Origin of the sequence: Lepagella muris, assembly GCF_004793975.1 — a bacterium.
In the GTDB taxonomy this organism is placed as follows: Bacteria; Bacteroidota; Bacteroidia; order Bacteroidales; family Muribaculaceae; genus Lepagella; species Lepagella muris.
The window spans coordinates 242,058-258,931 of record NZ_SRYB01000001.1 but is presented as its reverse complement, the minus strand read 5'-3'; the positions used below and the strand labels follow the sequence as shown (position 1 = coordinate 258,931).

Genomic DNA, 16,874 nt, shown 5'->3' with positions numbered 1-16,874 from the left:
AATGTCTCTCACATTGTCTTTTGATTGTATTAAAGGAACTTAACTGTTCCCCTTCGCCATGTACAAGGCTTTCCCTTGCTCAGACTACTATGGGAACTCCGTTGCCATGTTGGATATTCAGGAGCAACTCTCCATAGCCTTTCGGCATTCCAATTTAGGCAATCCCCATTTAGATAAGTAATAACTGTTGGCATGACTGTTTGTCGGATGCGATTTCCGTTCTTATGTCCGCTTATTGCGGTTGCTCCGTAGTCAGTTCGGATGCTCTGAACGTAACTACACTCCGTCAGAGTACTACGGTATGACGTTTGTAACTGCTTTCCGTCATAGCTCGACAAGGTGCAGCAGAACTGTCGTTCAACCAGTTTGGGCTTCATCCTTTTAACAGTCTTTCCACCTTGCCATTCAGTCGCAGCTTTGCAGTTCGCTGACTTATGACTTTTCCGACATGCTATACTCCCCATTGGGTTTCCCCTCCGGATAAGTCGGCTGGTGGTAGATTTCATTTGAACTCTAATCTAATCTCTTGCCAAAGAGATATTTATTACTCACCCTTATGGGCGCACGTGGTTTTATCGTAGCAGACCTCCAGAGCGTGAGGGGGAATCATACGGTCGAAACCGACCTTGCGGGTCAGACCGTCAAACTTGTCGCCGTCGGTGTAGTTGGCACCGTACACGTTCATATCGTGTTCGGCTACCTGATAGGCTACCTGTTCAGTGTCAGGCGACACGTTATTATTATTATCGGTGTTATTGACAGTTGTCTTCGATTTTGCAAAGACAGGGATTGCCATGCCGAGAACGGCGATAGCGGATAGCATAATAGTTTTTATTCTCATTATTAGTAAATTAAATTAGACATCTTCGGGCTGGTGAATCATCACCCTATACCCGGCTTTAAGGTGGACTTTAACAGTACGCAGTTTCTTGTTTAGATACTGACTTACACCGTTGATAAGTCCTCGACCTACATCAGAGGCAATCTGCGCTCCGGTATTCGTGGTCAGATTTATTGAACTTCCCATAGTGGAGCCCATATTTGCACCAATCTCATGCAGAGCGTCAGACTCCATAGAGTTAGGGATATTGATACCCTCCTGACCGTCGGAATCATAGACCGTTAAGTCCACCTCATACACAGAGCCATTAGCTTCTATAGAAGTAATGGCAACCTCCAGTCTCTCGCCTTGTAATCTCGCCACTCCGACAAGCGGAGTGTTCCGGGGTATCAGTACATTGCCGACCCACATAGGTTCGGTAAGTCTGAGCTTAACCGCCTGACCATTAATCACACTCTGGTCGTTTGCCACAACAGCCGCGATAGTATTCTTGGCAACAGAGGTTTTCCTTCCGACAGAGGTGTTGAAGCCACGGTCAGATGACGCACTGAGCGAAGAAACCACACTGCGATTTACCTGAGCCACAGGCTGCACATTACGTTTGCCTTCTTCCTCGGATTGCCGGTGAGGCGGATAGTTCCCGCCATTGCCGTTACCCATGTATTGGGCGGCAAGCTGATATGAACGTTCAAGCATTTCCATCTCGTCCGGCTGCTGTGCCTGTTGTGTGACCATTGCGTTCTGAGCCTCCAGTTCCTCAATCCGGGCCTGCAATTCCACCACTTGCTCAGTCTGGCTATAGTCAGGCACATAGAAATCCTGAATAGAAGCCTGTACCTGCTGGTACTGCGAAACAGAACCCTCAATGGCTGACGATTCAGCAACAGTATCGAGAGGCGAAGAAGTCGCGATTGTGTCAAGAGACCCGACAACATCAATCCGTGCCTGTTTTTCTTTGGCTACATCAGCGGCCTCGTATTCCTGAACCTTTGTGCCTATCTTCTCGCTTTCACCGGCCGGTATCTCGGTGTTGAAAGCATTGCCCGTCTTGGCATCTTCCTTGTTCAGACTGGAATACAGTAGCCACAGGATTACCACACCTGAAAGGATAGCGGCAGGGAACACCACGAGATATTTCATCATCTTCTGACGCTCCGCAGTAGTCTTGGGCTGGAAGTATGAGTTAATCTTCGCTTTCCACTCCTGTATCGTCATAGGCAGAATCTGTTGGGATATAAAATTTTTCGAGTGAGCAAACGGTATCTTTTACAGAGTGCTCCGGTAAATCGAGATTATAAAGGTGTTCCACCTCATACTCGAATACAGCCCTCTTTGCTCCGATTTTGTAGCAGGCGTGACCGAACACGAAGAAGGCAATCAGTACGAAAGCCGAGAGCAGCATGGTCACGACCATGAGCCTTTGCTTGTGGGGCATATCGTCACAGACCTGTTTCAGCTTTGTGCCAACCTTCCCCTTTGGCTCCCGCCAGACCCAATCAATGAGCCGGGCGAGAGGAGATTTATTTTTAGTCATAATTATCGTTTAGTAGTGATTATATCTTTGTTCTCAAGGATGTTGAAACCTTCAATGATAAATCCGTTGGGATTGTCGTCAGAGCGCGATACGTTTGAAAGGCGACAAGTAGTCACCAGTGTGCGCTGGGTAACATTCGACTCACGGATAATCATCTGTCTGGCATAGGTATTGGCAGTGTAAGGGTAATTGTTGAAATCGCATACCACGCTGTCAACCTGCACCACTTGGTTGATATTTCCCGCAATAATACGGTTGTAGTAACCTTTCTCCGAAAAATCGGTATAGTAGTTGTAAGCCGACTTGTCGCTAAGAATCAGGGCACGGTTGATATTGTGCTCGATTGCTGACTTATCGGGAGAAAGGTTGAAGAACAGTTCATGAAATCGACGCACATGCTCGCGGGCCTCGGCGGGGCGGTTCTGCTCCATGTCCTGCGACAAGGCAAGCATCAGGGACTTGCCATTGTCGAGGACGTAGATTTTCTCACGCTGCTTTTCAGCAAAATTGAAAACCATGATCAGAGCCACGGAAACCACCACCGCACACATCGCCACGAACACAATCCCGAACAGACGTATCTGGCGGAAAGAGGTCTCGATATTTTTCAGTGACTTAAATTGCGGTGTCTTCACACCGCGAGCTAAAGGTTCCATAATTCTATTTTAATAGTTTTCCGGCACGTCCGGCAACATTGCCGACCACGGCACCACCGACACTGCCCGCCATAGAGCCGGCCTGCATTGTGGTATTGTTGACCGCACGGTTATAGTTTCCTGCGCCTCCTGCCTGAATAATCCAGCCTGAAACAGTCGGTATAGTGAAGTAGCCGACAATTCCAATCACCATAAATATGATATAGCAAGTATTTGAACTATCGAGATTTATGTTGGGATTATTGGTCAGTTCCGATATATCGTTCTGAAGCATCAGCACCTGAATCTTGGCGAGGATGGTGGAGAACAAATCAGCCACGGGCAACCACAGATAAGTTTGTATATAGCGTTGGATCCATGTGGTCAATGTTGATTGGAATCCATCCCATACCGACAGGGCAAAGGCAATCGGTCCCAGAATGGCAAGGACAATGAGAAAGAATGTCCTAATCGTGTCAATGGTCAGCGATGCTGCTTGGAAAAGCATTTCCAGCAGTTCCCGGAAGAAATTCTGAATCGCTTTTTTGACCTTATACATTCCACGCTCGATATACATTCCGGCCGCCGTACCCACCTCAGTCACTCCTAGTTCATCAATCTGCCTGTCAAATTCGGCATCATCCACGAGATATGCCGTTGACGGGTCTTTCATCATAGCCTCATACTCCAGCCGGTCTTTCTCCTCCCGATATTTCTGCATATCGAGAGTCTGACCCTCAAGCATCGAGGCTGTGCCCTGCACAATCGGCGACATGACAGAATTGATGGTGCCGAGAACTATAGATGGAAAGAACATTATACACAGTCCGATTGCGAACGGACGCAGCAGAGGAAATACATCCACCGGTTCGGCAGCAGCCAATGACCTCCATATCCTGTAGGCCACATAGAACAGCGCGCCTAATCCGGCAATCCCCTGAGCCACTCCCGCCATGTCGGAACAAAGCGGCATCATCTCGTCATAGAGCGACCGGAGTATGGTATGGAGGTTGGAAAAATCAATGGCACACAGCATAGGCATCACCAGTATTTCTCAGAGCCGTCGCCATAAAGATTGATCACCCTTTGGGTATCAGCCTTCTTCTTAGCGCGGAGATACGACACACTGATATTCTTGTTGGTATAATATGCCGTCAGGCTTTTCAGCCGCTTCATCTCCTTGTAGCAGTCATCTACCACATCCATACGATCTTTGTCGGTCATCGAGAGTGTCGTGATATTGACCACCTGTTTCAGGTCGTTAAGGACTCCGCCGGCCTCTTCAAGAATCCGGGTATATCCCGATGCTATAGCCGACAGTTCACTCGACGTGAAATTAGGGTCAGTCAGCATCTTCTGGAAATTATTTACATAATAGCCGGAGATATTGCCGAGCATCAGGATTGTCTGCTGCACCTTGCGGGCGTCACGGACGAGATTGTTGACCGACTGGAGGGCATCGTAATATTTCTTCGCCTGCTGGTAAATCTTTACCGTCTCCTGAAAATTACGCACCATATTTGTCGCCGTCGTTGACTCCTGAACGAGTGATTTGGAAGAGTTGACAATAGACTGGGCGATGTTAGACGGGTCAATCACCGTCCATTGGGCGTTTGCCCTGCCCGCTCCGAGGAACAGGCAAAACAGAACGAGAGGGAGGATAAATTTCAATTCTTTCATACGCATTTCTTTAGATTTTGGAGGCCATGCCTCCGATTATTTTCAATCCGACATAGAGCAGAAGCAGAGGAAAGGTTATCAGGGCAAGCAGTCCGATGAACAGACCTGCGATTATTGCCCATAGTACACGCAGCACTTTCACTCGATGACATTGATGTTAAAGCCTACATCATTGGCCGGAACATCCTTGATTGCCAGTTTGCAGAGCCTTTTACGAACATCCTCAGACAGAGTGAGTTTCTCCACGACTTCGTGAACCTCGGTCAGAATATCCTTATTCTCTGCTGACTGATTGGCATTGATAAAATCATCCAAGGCTGCCTCATCAAAGGTCTTTAGTTCTGTCTTTGTCATATCTCGCATCTGGTAGAATGTCCTGCCCAGATCCGCGACGAATATTTCATTGCCGTCATTCGATATAGCCATAGCCAGTACATCACGACCCTCGGCACAATAGACGTTATCGTCATGGAGCCACCCCTGAATATCCCGGAGTATAAACTCCTGCGGAATAATCTCGGCAGGAAGACCTGTTCCTGAGAATTTCACCTTGTAATAACCGTTGTGTTCGCTGATTGTCATATCGGCCCCGTCGGGACAAAACCAGTCACCTACCATTTTGGGACGCATGTCAACAGGAATCCCGGTCTTCGACTTTTCGATGGCCTCCTTGACGAAATGACCGATCCGTTCACCGATGCGCACGACAACATAGTCGGCGTGACGGGCCCATTTGTTGACAGTCTTTTCAGCCTTCTTTCTGACAAAAGCATTGAACCGGCCGCAAGTCTTGAAAGCCAGCATTATGCAGCCGACACAGATTGTAATCCCAAGGCTGAAGATTACAATCGCAGTGAACACGTTTAGCACGGGTTCGAGAAATTCTAAAATATCTTTAAACATATATTATTCGTTGGCAATTCGTTTAATGGCGGCTTCTGTGTCGCCGCCGAGTTTTTCAGCCATTTCGAGAACTCTGATCTTCTCCGTCTCCTCGGTGGTGTAGCAAAGATATTCTTCTTTGCTTACCTCTGTGGCATAGACCGCTGACTGTGTGCCGCCCAAACCAATCCAAACCTCTTTATATAGGCGGTTGGGGTTATTCGCCATATTGATACTGAGTATCTGGCTTTTCTCCTTGTCGGTCAGACCGAGCAGTTCCTGAATCTGGTCGAAGCGGTTCATATACTTGCGCTGGTCGAGCAAGATTTTACAGTCTGAGTTGTTGATGATGGTCTCCTTGACAATCGGTGACGATATGATGTCGTCAACCTCCTGCGTAACCACCACTGCTTCACCGAAATACTTGCGGACAGTCTTGAACATATATTTCAGATACTCAGCCATGTTCGCAGTCGAAAGAGCCTTCCAAGCCTCTTCCACTATTATCATCTTGCGGATACCTTTCAATCGCCTCATCTTGTTGATGAAGGCCTCCATGATGATGATTGTCACTATCGGGAAAAGTTCTTTATTCTCTTTAATAGAATCCACTTCAAACACCACAAACCTCCTGTTCAACAGGTCGATATTCTCTTTGGAGTTGAGAAGGAAGTCAAAACGGCCTCCGTGATAATATTGCCGCAGGGTAGTCAGGAAGTTGTCTATGTCGAAGTCCTGTTTATAGATGGGGATAGGACGCTGTGCCATTTCAGCGCGATACTCGTCACGCATAAACTCGTAAAATGAGTTGAAGCATGGAATTATGTTCTTGTCCTTGTTCATCTTTTCGAGAAACATTGACAACGCAGAACCTAACTCACCACTCTCGGTCTTTGTCACTCTGTCATCCTCTGACTTCCAGAGTGTCAGGAGCAGCGTCTTGATCGAGTCCTTCTTCTCCACATCGAAGACCCCGTCATCCGTATAGAAAGGATTGAATGAAATCGGGCTGTCCTCGGTGTAGGTGTAATAAACACCATCTTCGCCATGCGTCTTATTATGAATCAGATTACAAAGACCCTCATAAGAGTTGCCGGTATCAATCAACAGAATATGTGTGTTCTGTTCATAATATTGGCGCACCAGATGGTTGGTGAAGAATGACTTACCGCTACCGGACGGACCGAGAATGAACTTGTTTCGGTTGGTTGTGACACCTCTTCTCATCGGTTCGTCCGATATATCAAGGTGTATCGGTTTCCCGGTCAGTCTATCGACCATCTTTATCCCGAATGGAGACAGGCTGCTGCGGTAGTTGGTTTCGGCAGTAAAGAAACAGGCGGCAGGCTCGATGAACGTATAAAACGATTCCTCCGCAGGAAAATCAGCCTCATTTCCGGGCATTGCCGACCAGAACAGTGTCGGACAGTCGATGGTGTTGTGGCGCGGCATACATCCCATTGTTGCCAACTGACCCCCGACATCATTCTTGATGCGCCTCAGTTCCTCGGCATCGTCGCTCCAAGCCATAATGTTGATATGGCAACGGACGGAGGTCAAACCGTATGAATGTGCTTCGTTGAGATAGCGGTCAATCCACTCTTTGTTGATAGCGTTTGAGCGAGAGTAGCGGCTCAACGAGTTCATGTTACGGGCAGTCTTCTCGAACTTCGCCAAGTTCTCGTCGTGGTCGTCAATCAGGATATACTGATTGTAGATATGGTTGCAGGGTAAGAGCAACCCGACGGGAGAGGCAAACGAGAGACGGCAGTCACTTCGGTCAGTCGATAACCGCTCGTAACGGTTATCAGTGCTGACTTTACTGGGAAGATCATCTGTGTCGGACAGCGTATGCAGACAGAGCATCTTGTCGCCAATCCGCATCTGGCGGGCATCGAGGTCTATATCTTCCAGACAGGTAACATCGTCCATTGTCAGCGACATATATTTTTCGATAAGTCCGGATTCCTTTTCAGTGCCAACCAGTTCATCATCAGAGAGGTGGCGCAGCCTGATATAGCCGGTGTCGTTGATAATGCGCTCGAACTGTTCCACCGACTCCATGAACTTGACAATCATCTCGTGATTGAGTTCTTTAGGAGTGATACGCCCCCGGCATAGTGTCGAGAAGTTGCTCTGCTGACGGGCCCGTTCCTTCGTGGTCTTTGTCAGGAACAGATAGCACTTGTGGGCGATATATGGACGCTCGTTGAAGTGGCGTTCAAAAGAACGGTCGAGGAAAGAGAGGTCATCTTTCTGGAGTTCCGGCTTATAGCGTTCCGACACGAACCAATCCTGCTTATGCACCACCGAGTAATGCGGGAGCACCTTGATAGCCTTGCACCATGCTCCGTGCATGGCTTCATACTCCTGAGAAGTGACGGTGAACAGTTCCGGCAAGGCAACCTCAAAGGCGACCGTTATGTCTGCATCTTTGCTGATAATGCAGCCGTGTTCTACAGCGAGCAATGGCAGCTTTGTTTCGAGTGTCGTTGCTTTTAACGTATTCTTCATAGTCAATGTCTGATTAAGCGTTTAAGCCGTAGGCGGTTGATGATATACCGGGGACGATATTTCACCGAGGTAATCTTCATCAGACCGTATTGACCGTATTTCCCATTCAGGTGGAAAGTGTACCACACCAGAATTGAGGCACTCGCGGCACCAAACCCGATGCAGAACCATTGCGGGACACCGCACATATAAAGGATTACGAACAATACGAAGTCAATGATGAGACCTCCGGCGAAGATGAAAAGATATTGCGCTTTCAACCCCTTGTATTCCACTGTCCGGCCGATACCCTTGTTGATGGAATACGAAGCCATTTAGAGGAAGAAAGAGCGGAGAATGGTAGCGGCGACGATAAGGAAAATACAGGCACCGAACCACGAGGCAGCGGTCTTGCTTGTGTCGGGATCGCCTGACGAGAACTTGCCATAGACCTTGACACCGCCGATGAGACCTACCATAGCACCGATGGCGTAAATGAGTTTGGTGCCGGGGTCAAAATATCCACTTATCATGCTTGTAGCCTGATTGATACCTGACATTCCGTCACCTGCGGCCCACATCTGGACAGCGGCGGTGAGCAGGAGCATTGCCGCCATAGGACGGCGCATGTGTGGAGCGTTCATCCACGCTACGACACGGTTATACATCTTATTGAGGAATTTCTTCATACGCATTTCAGATTCGTTAATAATCAAGTTAAGATATTGAGATTGATCCGGTCAATGTCAACAGTGTCGATGGTCTTGGAATAGACCACTTTCTTCTTGGCGATGACCTCTTTGGTAAGCGGCTCATCCTCGTCGCCGTAGATAATCGAGAGGATACGCGTGCGCACTTTCGGATCAAGCGACAGCCGTTCTTCGATGACGGTTCCCTGAATCTCTTTGAGCGTTTCCTTGGCGGCTGCTGCTTCTTCGGGTGTGTGGGGCTCATCCTTTGCCACACGTACCGCACTTTCAAGTGCCTTGAAGTCCTGCCCGCCTGTCTGACGTTCCGTGATTTCAGGGGCGTCGCCGAATGACTCGCCCACAGTATGGTGAGTGAAAACCTCGTCGAGTCTCTCCTGCGGGATAGTCTTCTCCTGTTCAGGCTGTGCCGGCTCTTCAGGCGGAAGACCTACATCTTCCGGACTGGTCAGCTCTGTTCTTATCCTTGTCACTATTTCATCCACTTTCTCGTCAACTCTGGAGTTGACTTTTGCATCAATCAGGGAGTTGAGCCTGTCCATGTCATAGTGACTGCGACCCACGAGGGAATCGTCGTCTGGTCCCGATGATGCCGGAGAAGGTGTTTCTTCGGAATTTGTGGCCGGAGCTGGCGGATGTTTTTCCGCCGGTCTCTTCAGCACTTTCCCGATGAGATAGATGTTGCTTGCCAGCAACGCCACAATCAGCAATACTTCCATCAGAACAGAGGCCGGGTATTGGTGAAATAGATGGCGTTGATTGACTCGCGGTTCCGCTCCACGTGTTCGCGCACTATCTCGGTGACATAGTTCCCGACCGAAGCCCGGTTCTTGCCGACCGCTGCAACCATACGGTTGAGCAGGTCGAACATTTCGTCGGAGATATAGACACGACAGTTGGAGTTGATGCGGTTTTTCGAGAGGAACCGCTCCTGATATTTCTTCGCTGCCGCCAGCGATGGCGACTGCCGGTCGAGAGCGTCAGACAATGCGCCTGACACGGCTCCCGACACCTTTTCCATAAATGGAGTAGAAGGGGAATTACTCATTATCGTTATACTTTTTCTTTAGTTCTTTGATTTGTGTCTCGCAGTCACGGAAGTGCCGCTCCAGCAAATTGTTGATGAAGGTTGAGAGATTGGCTCTGCGGTTGCCACACAGGATTTCGAGATTTGCAATCCGTGAACAGAAAGCGGGATTTATCTTGACCTGCGGCCAGCCATGTTCCGGGAACCTGTATTTCAGGTCGTCGATATATGCGGCCTTGTAGGCATCAGCCGAGTCGGTCGGCTTCAGTCTTTCGCTACGTTCAGTTGCAGTTTTTTCTTTTCTATTGGCAACTCCGTCCCGTTCCTCCATTACAGGCTGTTGCTTCTCCTTCGGAGTCCGGGGGGCGGGCGGCTCATCTTTGGCACGAAAGTTCTCAACGAAACCTTCGGCATCGAAATCATTATCATATCGTTTTGCCATAAGCCTTGTCAGAGCTTGATTATACCGAGAATCTCATTGACCAGATCCACCAGTCGGCTGCCTTTCAGCAGAGTTTTGTCAGGCGGTAACAGAGTCGAACGGAACACGGCACGTGCCGCGTCTTTCGACCCCTCGCGCCGGTAGCGTTTGGTGTCGGGAAGTCTGGTTTTGAGAGTTTGCAGCATCTGTTCCTCAAAGACCTCTTCATAGCGGTCATAGAGGTCGGTCTTCTCTCGGGCATCCACAAGATTCCAGACCATATACATCTCCTTGACCGAGCTGCCATTAAGCGTCATAATCTCGTCGCGCACCTTCATAGCGAAGGCAAGCGAGCTTTCAAGAATCAGCTTGTCAGCGGCTACAGGACAGAAAAGGTAATCCATGAGCGATACCGTCTTTGCCACACCCGGATTGTTGATGGTTCCGGGAAGGTCGAACAGAACGATGTCATATTCATGTCCGGCTTCTATCCGCGCCTGTACCCTTGCGAGGGCATCTTCCGGCTTGGCAATGAGGATAGGATAAGGATCGCACTGGGTGCGCCGACGCAGTTCGTTGAAATTTCTGAGAAATGTCTTGTTGATTTTCAGAATCTCCACATCTCTGTCGCGCATCTCTTTGATGCTGTACTGGGGATAGTCGCAGTCCACAACGAGGACTTTCATCCCCCTGACGTAGTAGAGATAACTCGCCATAAGCACAGTCAGGGTCGTTTTGCCGGCTCCTCCCTTCTGGGTGGAGAAGGCTACGAATACGGGATCTTTCATTGCGGGAAAAAATAGGGTTAAACAATAGGGTTGATTATCACACTTCGATTCCGACAAGGCACGCCACCGGCCGACCGGTCTTAGCGACAAAACCGGGAATTGCCTGTTCAGAAAGGATACGGGGATATTTGGCTACGTAGCCAAATGTACTTACATACTTGCATAAGTATATGTGCAAGCGGATAAGTGAATGTGCTTGTTAGCACTTGGTTGATTCTGTAATTGAATGTACCGTTACACGGACGTTTACATTAGCGTGCGAATGTCAAAACTATCATACGGTTATTCCTATAGACATTAACTTGAAAGCGTGGATGCTTTGACGTACACAGGCATTGGCGTATGCCCGAATATTTGATTATTCAATTATGAATCCGATTGTGCAGACATTTGTCATTACGTTCATGCGGTCGAGCATTCCTATAGACATTAACTTGAATGTGACGGCAGACGTGTTGGCTGATATCCACGTTGCAAAGTTACTATATGTCTGTACGTCAGGCATAATTTCAGGGATATGCGGTACTCGGTCGCCTCGCGTTGCCTCAAAGTGACGCGATTTTGAATAACACCTTTTTTGCATGATTTTCGGGTCAAGGAGGAACTGGCTGGGGCATTAATGGCTCTTGATTCGGTTATCACGCGCTTCTCAGCGACACCCGGAACCCCGGTTTTTGGTCATGTCAGAGATTTTTTGTAACTTTAATAAGGCAATCGCACGCGCCCAAGGCAGGGCGCAGCCACCGGAGCCACGCTTTTTTCGATGGATTCCATGCTTAAAGAGGTCTGACCGGCACCTCTTGGCACTCAACTTCGATCATTCCCTGTAAATTCGTTGATACACAAGCATCCACATGGATGAGCAAGGTATGTTGCGGGGCACTCGAAATAAATTCGGTGCCTCACAACCCTTGCTCTCCGAGGGTGTGGTTCTCCGCCAGAGTTGGAGAACCTTTCAACGCCTGCGGCGGCTCCGGCACGGCAATCCGCGATGCCTTTTCACTATAATATGAGTAAAAACTCCAGCCACGGAGGGCGGCGACCTAAGGTTGACCCCTCCGTGAACCGCTACGTCGTGCGGTTCAATGCCGAGGAAAATGCCCGCTTTCTCGCCATGTACGAGCAATCGGAGGCCGACAACAAGGCGGCTTTCATCAAGCATTTCCTCTTTCAGAAGCCTTTCAAGGTCTTCTACGTTGATGAGAACACCCGCATTTTCATCGACAGACTTTCCGGTTTCAATGCCCTCTACCGTACAATCGGTGTGTCTTACGACAATCTTGTTGCCACGCTAAATCAGAATTTCACCGAGAAAAAAGCGTCGGCGGCACTCGAAGAAATCAAAAAACTGATGATTCGGCTTATCTCCGTCAGTCAGGACATCGCAGCTCTGGCACAAAAATTCGACGAGGAATGGTCGCAAAAATCTCGTTAGGCAACTCGCTTTACGGAGCCATCTGCTACAACGGGGAGAAGATCAACAAGGAGAAAGGACGGTTGCTCGACACCAACAAAATCTACAATGACGGCTCCGGCTCGGTTGACATCAAACGTGCCTTCGCCGACTTCATGCAGTGGATGCCATCCACGACAAAGACAGAGCGGCCCATGGTTCATATCTCCCTCAATCCGCATCCCGATGATGTTCTGACCGATGCGCAGCTGACGGCAATCGCCCGCGAATATATGGAAAAGATGGGGTTCGGTGACCAGCCTTATATGGTCTATAAGCACACCGACATCAACCGTCACCACATGCACATCGTGGCTCTGAGAATACGGACAGACGGCAGTTGCATATCCGACAAGAACAACTTCTACCGTAGCAAGGAGATAACCCGTGAACTTGAACGCAAGTATGGATTGAAGACCGCCGAGCGCGAGAAGGTCACGCCTGATACTCCATTGCTGAAGATTGATCCATCGGGCGACCTGAAGAAACAGGTTGCCTCAGCGGTGAAGATTATCGGTATGCGCTACCGGTTCCAGACCATCGGCGAGTATAACGCGGTGCTTGGCCTGTTCAATATCAGATGTGAGCAGACCGACGGCAGGGTCAACGGGCGTGAGTATCACGGGCTGGTATATTTCGCTCTTGGAGAAGACGGTAAACCGATAGCGGCTCCGTTCAAGGCCTCCCGCCTTGGCAAGTTCGCTGGACGAGAGGCTATTGACGGCAAGTATGAGAAAGCAAAAGAGAAAATCAATATCGCTCCGACAAAAGATAAAGTTGCCGACGCACTTGCCCATTGCTCCGGCAAAGATGATTTCATAGCAAGATTAAAGGAGAAGAATATTGATGTTGTTTTCAGGTACACCGATGAAGGCAGGATTTATGGCGTGACGTTCATCGACCACGAGACGTTCAATGTCCTCAACGGCTCACGTTTAGGCAAGACATTCTCCGCCAACGCTTTTGAAGCTAAATTCAATCCGTCGCAAGAGCCGGATTCCCGTCAAGAGCAGACCGTTCCTGTCACCCAGCCGTCAGAGACAACAGACCAAAAGCCGAGACAAGAACCGAGGCAAGAATCAGAGAGCAATAACGGGCCCGGGCCTGACAGCAGATCACAGCAACAGACTCCGCCGGCAGCAAGTCAGAAGAATCTGTTTGATGATTTCGATGATAACTCGATACCCGGACTTGACCTGTTCCAACAGGGGCAGTCATACAATCCGGATGAAGAGGCGTTTATTCGTCGCATGAAGCGTCAGCACCGTCGCGGACGCAAACCTTAATACCTCAATAATATGAGTCAGCAAGAAGATGACCTCAGGGCATTGGCCAAGATAATGGATTTTCTTCGGGCCATCAGCATCGTGCTGGTGGTGGCCAATCTCTACTTTTTTACCCGTGTGGAGACCGTTGACAGCAATGAGTTCTACATGGTGGTCGATAAAATCCTGAATAATTTCAACAATGAGTGCGGGCTTTTCACCAATACGTTCAACTCAAAACTGTTCGCAATGCTTATGCTTGCCCTTTCGTGCTTCGGCACTAAAGGGGTAAAGGACGAGTCTATAACGTGGCGCCATATAATTATTGTGGGAGTCATAGGTGTTGTGGTGTTTCTGTTCAACTCATGGCTTTTGCCTCTCGGATACCGCTATATCTATATCATAACCACCATACTCGGATATGTCGGTATGCTGATGTCGGGTATATGGATAAGTCGAATGTTGAAGAACAACATGATGGACGACCGTTTCAACAATGAGAATGAATCGTTCATGCAGGAGACTCGTCTCTTGAAAAATCCCTATTCCATAAATATCCCCACAAGGTTCTACTACGAAAAGAAGTGGCACTCGGGCTGGATAAATGTGGTGAATCCCTTCCGCGCCTCGATTGTCCTCGGCACCCCCGGTTCCGGCAAGTCGTTTGCGGTGGTCAATAACTTCCTTAAACAGCAGATTGACAAAGGATTTGCGCTTTATTGTTATGATTTCAAATTCCCGGATCTATCGACAATAGTGTATAACCATCTGAAGAAGAACAAGGACAAGTACCCGAAGGGGGTAAAGTTCTATGTAATCAACTTCGATGATCCTATGCGCAGCAACAGGTGTAATCCGATACACCCGGACTTCATGACCGACATTGCCGACGCATACGAATCGGCATACACCATCCTCTTAAATTTGAATAAGACGTGGATCCAGAAGCAGGGAGATTTCTTTGTGGAGTCGCCGATTATCCTGTTGGCCGCGATTATATGGTTTCTCAAAATCTATGAGAACGGTAAGTATTGCACCTTTCCCCATGCGATTGAGTTCCTTAACCGCAACTACGAGGATATATTTCCGATACTAACATCATACCGTGAGCTGGAAAATTATCTCTCTCCGTTCATGGACGCATGGAAAGGCGGGGCGCAGGACCAGCTCCAAGGTCAGATAGCATCAGCCAAAATCCCGCTGTCGCGTATGATTTCGCCACAACTCTATTGGGTAATGACAGGAAATGACTTTACTCTCGACATCAACAACCCGGAGCATCCGAAGATACTGTGTGTCGGAAACAATCCTGACCGCCAGAACATCTATGGGGCGGCACTCGGTCTGTATAACAGCCGAATTGTCAAACTTATCAACAAAAAGAATATGCTCAAATCGGGTGTGGTGATAGATGAGTTGCCGACCATATATTTCAAGGGTCTCGATAATCTCATCGCCACAGCACGAAGCAACAAGGTTGCCGTTTGCCTCGGCTTTCAGGACTTCTCGCAGCTAAAGCGCGACTATGGCGACAAGGAGGCGGCCGTGGTAATGAACACCGTCGGCAATATCTTCTCCGGACAGGTTGTCGGAGAGACAGCCAAGACACTCTCGGAGCGTTTTGGTAAGGTTCTCCAGAAACGCCAGTCCATATCCATCAACCGTCAGGACGTGAGCCATTCATTCAACACGCAGATGGATAGTCTTATTCCGGCAAGTAAGATTTCCACATTGACGCAGGGTATGTTTGTCGGAGCAGTCAGCGACAACTTTGACGAGCGTATTGACCAAAAGATTTTTCATGCTGAGATTGTCGTGGACACGAAGGCCGTTGCAAAGGAAGAAAAGGCATACAAGCGTATCCCGGTTCTTACCGACATCCCGACAAAGGAGGCGATGGATATAGCAATTCAGGACAATTACGACCAAGTGAAGCAGGACGTGAGGGAGATTGTGCTGAAGGAGAAAGTACGTCTGGCACAGGAAGCAAACAGTGACTGATCTTTCTTATCCGCAGTTATACGGCAAGTCTGTATGACTGCGGATTTTTCATGCCGCTTTGCCGAGGTATCTGTTCTGCCATTCCTTTTCCGTGTCCCTTAGCAGACGGGCAAGCAACACGCATCTTCCGGGATTGTCATCTGTCTTGGGATGTTTCTCCTCTATCTTTTTCAGTGCCTTGTAATAGTCATTGAGTGTTTTCCTTATACCCATCAGATTGAAGAAGCCTCTGATAAATTCAGCGTCAGTCTCCGTTGACACATTGCCCGATATCAGCAATGCCGATACAAGTTCCACAATCTCGGTGAACTTGCCTTCCCATTGTATAGAGGATACTTCCTCGACCGATATACTTTCTCCCAAAACCGTGGCTGAAACGATTGCCGTCTCCCCGTCGTTTCTGGGATTGTTCCTCACCCATTCCCCTATGCGGTCGATGTAACGCTTGATGAATTTTATTGCACGCTCCACAAAGCGGAGAAAGCTGTCATCAAGATGCGTGGAATCTTCGAGGATGACTGTCAGATGGTCTTCGGCTACTATAAGTGCCGAATGTACCTCCGACTTGTTATGGCTGCCGTGAAACAGCATCACGATTGCTTTTGTGAAGGTAGTGTAGGTGTCTTTGAGATTTTCAAGTTCCCCGGTCTCTATGCCAATGAAAAACTCATGCTCGATCAGGATAAAGATATTGAGCGACTCTTCGACAAGAGACTTGTCGTGTTTCCCGGTCATACCGACTGTCGTTTCGATATGACCTTCCGCGACTCCGTCGCAAGTGGATTGTTTAGGGTTGTGTGCCATAGGTTTATATATTCGTGATTATTCGTTAGACATAATTTTGGAATTACGGCAATATAAACCTCTCGGTATTACAATTTGATTACGATGTGAGTGTTAAATCTATGGAATTATTGGTTCTCAGAGTATTAGATAGCGTTATGAGATTCTGAATTAATGATAGTTAAATTTGAAAATCGGGGCAACCATACCCGATATGTGGAATAATGCCACAGCCTTATATAAAAAAAGCGCACCGAACACGTCCTTCCGTAATGGCGCTGGTAATGCCGGGTTAGAGAAACGTGACGGTACGCTATGCAATCGCATAGCATAAGCATCACGCATTTGCTCTAACATTTAAAAT

General features: G+C 48.5%; 20 protein-coding genes and 1 pseudogene. 4 read left to right on the top strand and 17 right to left on the bottom strand.

The genetic code is table 11. From position 1 onward, the window contains the following. Nucleotides 1-568: 568 nt before the first annotated feature. The 16 genes and pseudogenes from E5331_RS20915 to E5331_RS01320 all read right to left on the bottom strand — a co-directional run. Nucleotides 569-661, bottom strand: a pseudogene (locus E5331_RS20915) (conjugative transposon protein TraN); the annotation flags it as partial. 195 nt (nt 662-856) lie between these two features. Then, complete coding sequence (gene traM / locus E5331_RS01385) at nt 857-2,056, bottom strand: conjugative transposon protein TraM (RefSeq protein WP_135984381.1); 1,200 nt, start codon at nt 2,054-2,056, stop codon at nt 857-859. Next, nucleotides 2,025-2,375 carry a TraL conjugative transposon family protein gene (locus E5331_RS01380; protein ID WP_135984379.1) on the bottom strand — a complete coding sequence of 117 codons (351 nt, stop codon included), beginning with the start codon at nt 2,373-2,375 and terminating at the stop codon, nt 2,025-2,027. Before E5331_RS01380 ends, traM begins: the two co-directional genes overlap by 32 nt. Before the next feature lie 2 nt (nt 2,376-2,377). Next, nucleotides 2,378-3,031: a conjugative transposon protein TraK gene (traK, locus tag E5331_RS01375; protein WP_135984377.1), complete on the bottom strand. Its 654-nt coding sequence runs from the start codon at nt 3,029-3,031 to the stop codon at nt 2,378-2,380. Nucleotides 3,032-3,035: 4 nt separating this feature from the next. Next, complete coding sequence (traJ, locus tag E5331_RS01370; RefSeq protein ID WP_135984391.1) at nt 3,036-4,034, bottom strand: conjugative transposon protein TraJ; 999 nt, start codon at nt 4,032-4,034, stop codon at nt 3,036-3,038. A gap of 17 nt (nt 4,035-4,051) precedes the next feature. Next, a complete protein-coding gene (locus tag E5331_RS01365) occupies nt 4,052-4,690 on the bottom strand; it encodes a DUF4141 domain-containing protein (RefSeq protein WP_275441026.1) in 639 nt (212 codons plus the stop codon). A gap of 10 nt (nt 4,691-4,700) precedes the next feature. Further along, entirely contained in the window at nt 4,701-4,832 is a 132-nt protein-coding gene (locus E5331_RS20575) for a hypothetical protein (protein WP_275441025.1), read from the bottom strand. Beyond that, nucleotides 4,829-5,593, bottom strand: a complete 765-nt coding sequence (locus tag E5331_RS01360) for a hypothetical protein (protein ID WP_135984373.1) — start codon at nt 5,591-5,593, stop codon at nt 4,829-4,831. The genes E5331_RS20575 and E5331_RS01360 overlap by 4 nt, the downstream gene beginning before the upstream one ends. 3 nt (nt 5,594-5,596) lie before the next feature. Then, entirely contained in the window at nt 5,597-8,086 is a 2,490-nt protein-coding gene (locus E5331_RS01355; protein WP_135984372.1) for a TraG family conjugative transposon ATPase, read from the bottom strand. 2 nt (nt 8,087-8,088) lie between these two features. After that, nucleotides 8,089-8,400, bottom strand: coding sequence for a DUF4133 domain-containing protein (locus tag E5331_RS01350; protein WP_107036581.1), 312 nt, complete (start codon nt 8,398-8,400; stop codon nt 8,089-8,091). Beyond that, nucleotides 8,401-8,694 (bottom strand): DUF4134 domain-containing protein, encoded by a 294-nt coding sequence (locus tag E5331_RS01345; RefSeq protein ID WP_237613052.1) that lies wholly within the window; start codon nt 8,692-8,694, stop codon nt 8,401-8,403. 83 nt (nt 8,695-8,777) lie between these two features. Next, nucleotides 8,778-9,491 carry a hypothetical protein gene (locus E5331_RS01340; protein WP_135984370.1) on the bottom strand — a complete coding sequence of 238 codons (714 nt, stop codon included), beginning with the start codon at nt 9,489-9,491 and terminating at the stop codon, nt 8,778-8,780. Beyond that, nucleotides 9,491-9,820 (bottom strand): DUF3408 domain-containing protein, encoded by a 330-nt coding sequence (locus E5331_RS01335; RefSeq protein WP_135984368.1) that lies wholly within the window; start codon nt 9,818-9,820, stop codon nt 9,491-9,493. Before E5331_RS01335 ends, E5331_RS01340 begins: the two co-directional genes overlap by 1 nt. Next, nucleotides 9,813-10,241, bottom strand: coding sequence for a DUF3408 domain-containing protein (locus tag E5331_RS01330; RefSeq protein WP_135984366.1), 429 nt, complete (start codon nt 10,239-10,241; stop codon nt 9,813-9,815). Before E5331_RS01330 ends, E5331_RS01335 begins: the two co-directional genes overlap by 8 nt. A gap of 8 nt (nt 10,242-10,249) precedes the next feature. Continuing rightward, nucleotides 10,250-11,008, bottom strand: coding sequence for a ParA family protein (locus E5331_RS01325; RefSeq protein WP_135984364.1), 759 nt, complete (start codon nt 11,006-11,008; stop codon nt 10,250-10,252). Nucleotides 11,009-11,366: 358 nt separating this feature from the next. After that, nucleotides 11,367-11,513 carry a hypothetical protein gene (locus E5331_RS01320; protein WP_168355105.1) on the bottom strand — a complete coding sequence of 49 codons (147 nt, stop codon included), beginning with the start codon at nt 11,511-11,513 and terminating at the stop codon, nt 11,367-11,369. A 353-nt stretch (nt 11,514-11,866) separates the two neighbouring features. Between E5331_RS01320 and E5331_RS20190 the strand changes: the two genes are divergently transcribed. From E5331_RS20190 to mobC, 4 genes are read left to right on the top strand one after another with little or no spacing between them, the layout of a single operon-like run. Next, nucleotides 11,867-12,016, top strand: coding sequence for a hypothetical protein (locus tag E5331_RS20190; protein WP_168355104.1), 150 nt, complete (start codon nt 11,867-11,869; stop codon nt 12,014-12,016). 1 nt (nt 12,017) lies between these two features. Then, entirely contained in the window at nt 12,018-12,443 is a 426-nt protein-coding gene (locus E5331_RS01315) for a plasmid mobilization protein (protein WP_135984361.1), read from the top strand. Continuing rightward, nucleotides 12,422-13,747 carry a conjugal transfer protein MobB gene (gene mobB / locus E5331_RS01310; protein WP_135984359.1) on the top strand — a complete coding sequence of 442 codons (1,326 nt, stop codon included), beginning with the start codon at nt 12,422-12,424 and terminating at the stop codon, nt 13,745-13,747. Before E5331_RS01315 ends, mobB begins: the two co-directional genes overlap by 22 nt. Nucleotides 13,748-13,759: 12 nt before the next feature. Continuing rightward, nucleotides 13,760-15,727, top strand: a complete 1,968-nt coding sequence (gene mobC, locus E5331_RS01305; RefSeq protein ID WP_135984357.1) for a conjugal transfer protein MobC — start codon at nt 13,760-13,762, stop codon at nt 15,725-15,727. 48 nt (nt 15,728-15,775) lie between these two features. Here mobC and E5331_RS01300 read toward each other — a convergent pair whose 3' ends face one another. Continuing rightward, entirely contained in the window at nt 15,776-16,531 is a 756-nt protein-coding gene (locus tag E5331_RS01300; RefSeq protein WP_135984355.1) for a hypothetical protein, read from the bottom strand. Nucleotides 16,532-16,874 lie beyond the last annotated feature (343 nt).

Excerpts from the sequence above, each read along its gene's own strand:
- E5331_RS01335 (WP_135984368.1), bottom strand. The coding sequence starts at position 9,820 with ATGAGTAATTCCCCTTCTACTCCATTTATGGAAAAGGTGTCGGGAGCC.
- E5331_RS01330 (WP_135984366.1), bottom strand. The coding sequence starts at position 10,241 with ATGGCAAAACGATATGATAATGATTTCGATGCCGAAGGTTTCGTTGAG.
- E5331_RS01300 (WP_135984355.1), bottom strand. The coding sequence starts at position 16,531 with ATGGCACACAACCCTAAACAATCCACTTGCGACGGAGTCGCGGAAGGT.
- traM (WP_135984381.1), bottom strand. The coding sequence starts at position 2,056 with ATGACGATACAGGAGTGGAAAGCGAAGATTAACTCATACTTCCAGCCC.
- E5331_RS01360 (WP_135984373.1), bottom strand. The coding sequence starts at position 5,593 with ATGTTTAAAGATATTTTAGAATTTCTCGAACCCGTGCTAAACGTGTTC.
- E5331_RS01380 (WP_135984379.1), bottom strand. The coding sequence starts at position 2,375 with ATGACTAAAAATAAATCTCCTCTCGCCCGGCTCATTGATTGGGTCTGG.
- E5331_RS01340 (WP_135984370.1), bottom strand. The coding sequence starts at position 9,491 with ATGGAAGTATTGCTGATTGTGGCGTTGCTGGCAAGCAACATCTATCTC.
- E5331_RS01325 (WP_135984364.1), bottom strand. The coding sequence starts at position 11,008 with ATGAAAGATCCCGTATTCGTAGCCTTCTCCACCCAGAAGGGAGGAGCC.
- E5331_RS01365 (WP_275441026.1), bottom strand. The coding sequence starts at position 4,690 with ATGAAAGAATTGAAATTTATCCTCCCTCTCGTTCTGTTTTGCCTGTTC.
- E5331_RS01315 (WP_135984361.1), top strand. The coding sequence starts at position 12,018 with ATGAGTAAAAACTCCAGCCACGGAGGGCGGCGACCTAAGGTTGACCCC.
- E5331_RS01345 (WP_237613052.1), bottom strand. The coding sequence starts at position 8,694 with ATGCGCCGTCCTATGGCGGCAATGCTCCTGCTCACCGCCGCTGTCCAG.
- mobC (WP_135984357.1), top strand. The coding sequence starts at position 13,760 with ATGAGTCAGCAAGAAGATGACCTCAGGGCATTGGCCAAGATAATGGAT.
- E5331_RS01320 (WP_168355105.1), bottom strand. The coding sequence starts at position 11,513 with ATGCCTGACGTACAGACATATAGTAACTTTGCAACGTGGATATCAGCC.
- E5331_RS01355 (WP_135984372.1), bottom strand. The coding sequence starts at position 8,086 with ATGAAGAATACGTTAAAAGCAACGACACTCGAAACAAAGCTGCCATTG.
- traK (WP_135984377.1), bottom strand. The coding sequence starts at position 3,031 with ATGGAACCTTTAGCTCGCGGTGTGAAGACACCGCAATTTAAGTCACTG.
- mobB (WP_135984359.1), top strand. The coding sequence starts at position 12,422 with ATGGTCGCAAAAATCTCGTTAGGCAACTCGCTTTACGGAGCCATCTGC.
- E5331_RS20190 (WP_168355104.1), top strand. The coding sequence starts at position 11,867 with ATGAGCAAGGTATGTTGCGGGGCACTCGAAATAAATTCGGTGCCTCAC.
- E5331_RS01350 (WP_107036581.1), bottom strand. The coding sequence starts at position 8,400 with ATGGCTTCGTATTCCATCAACAAGGGTATCGGCCGGACAGTGGAATAC.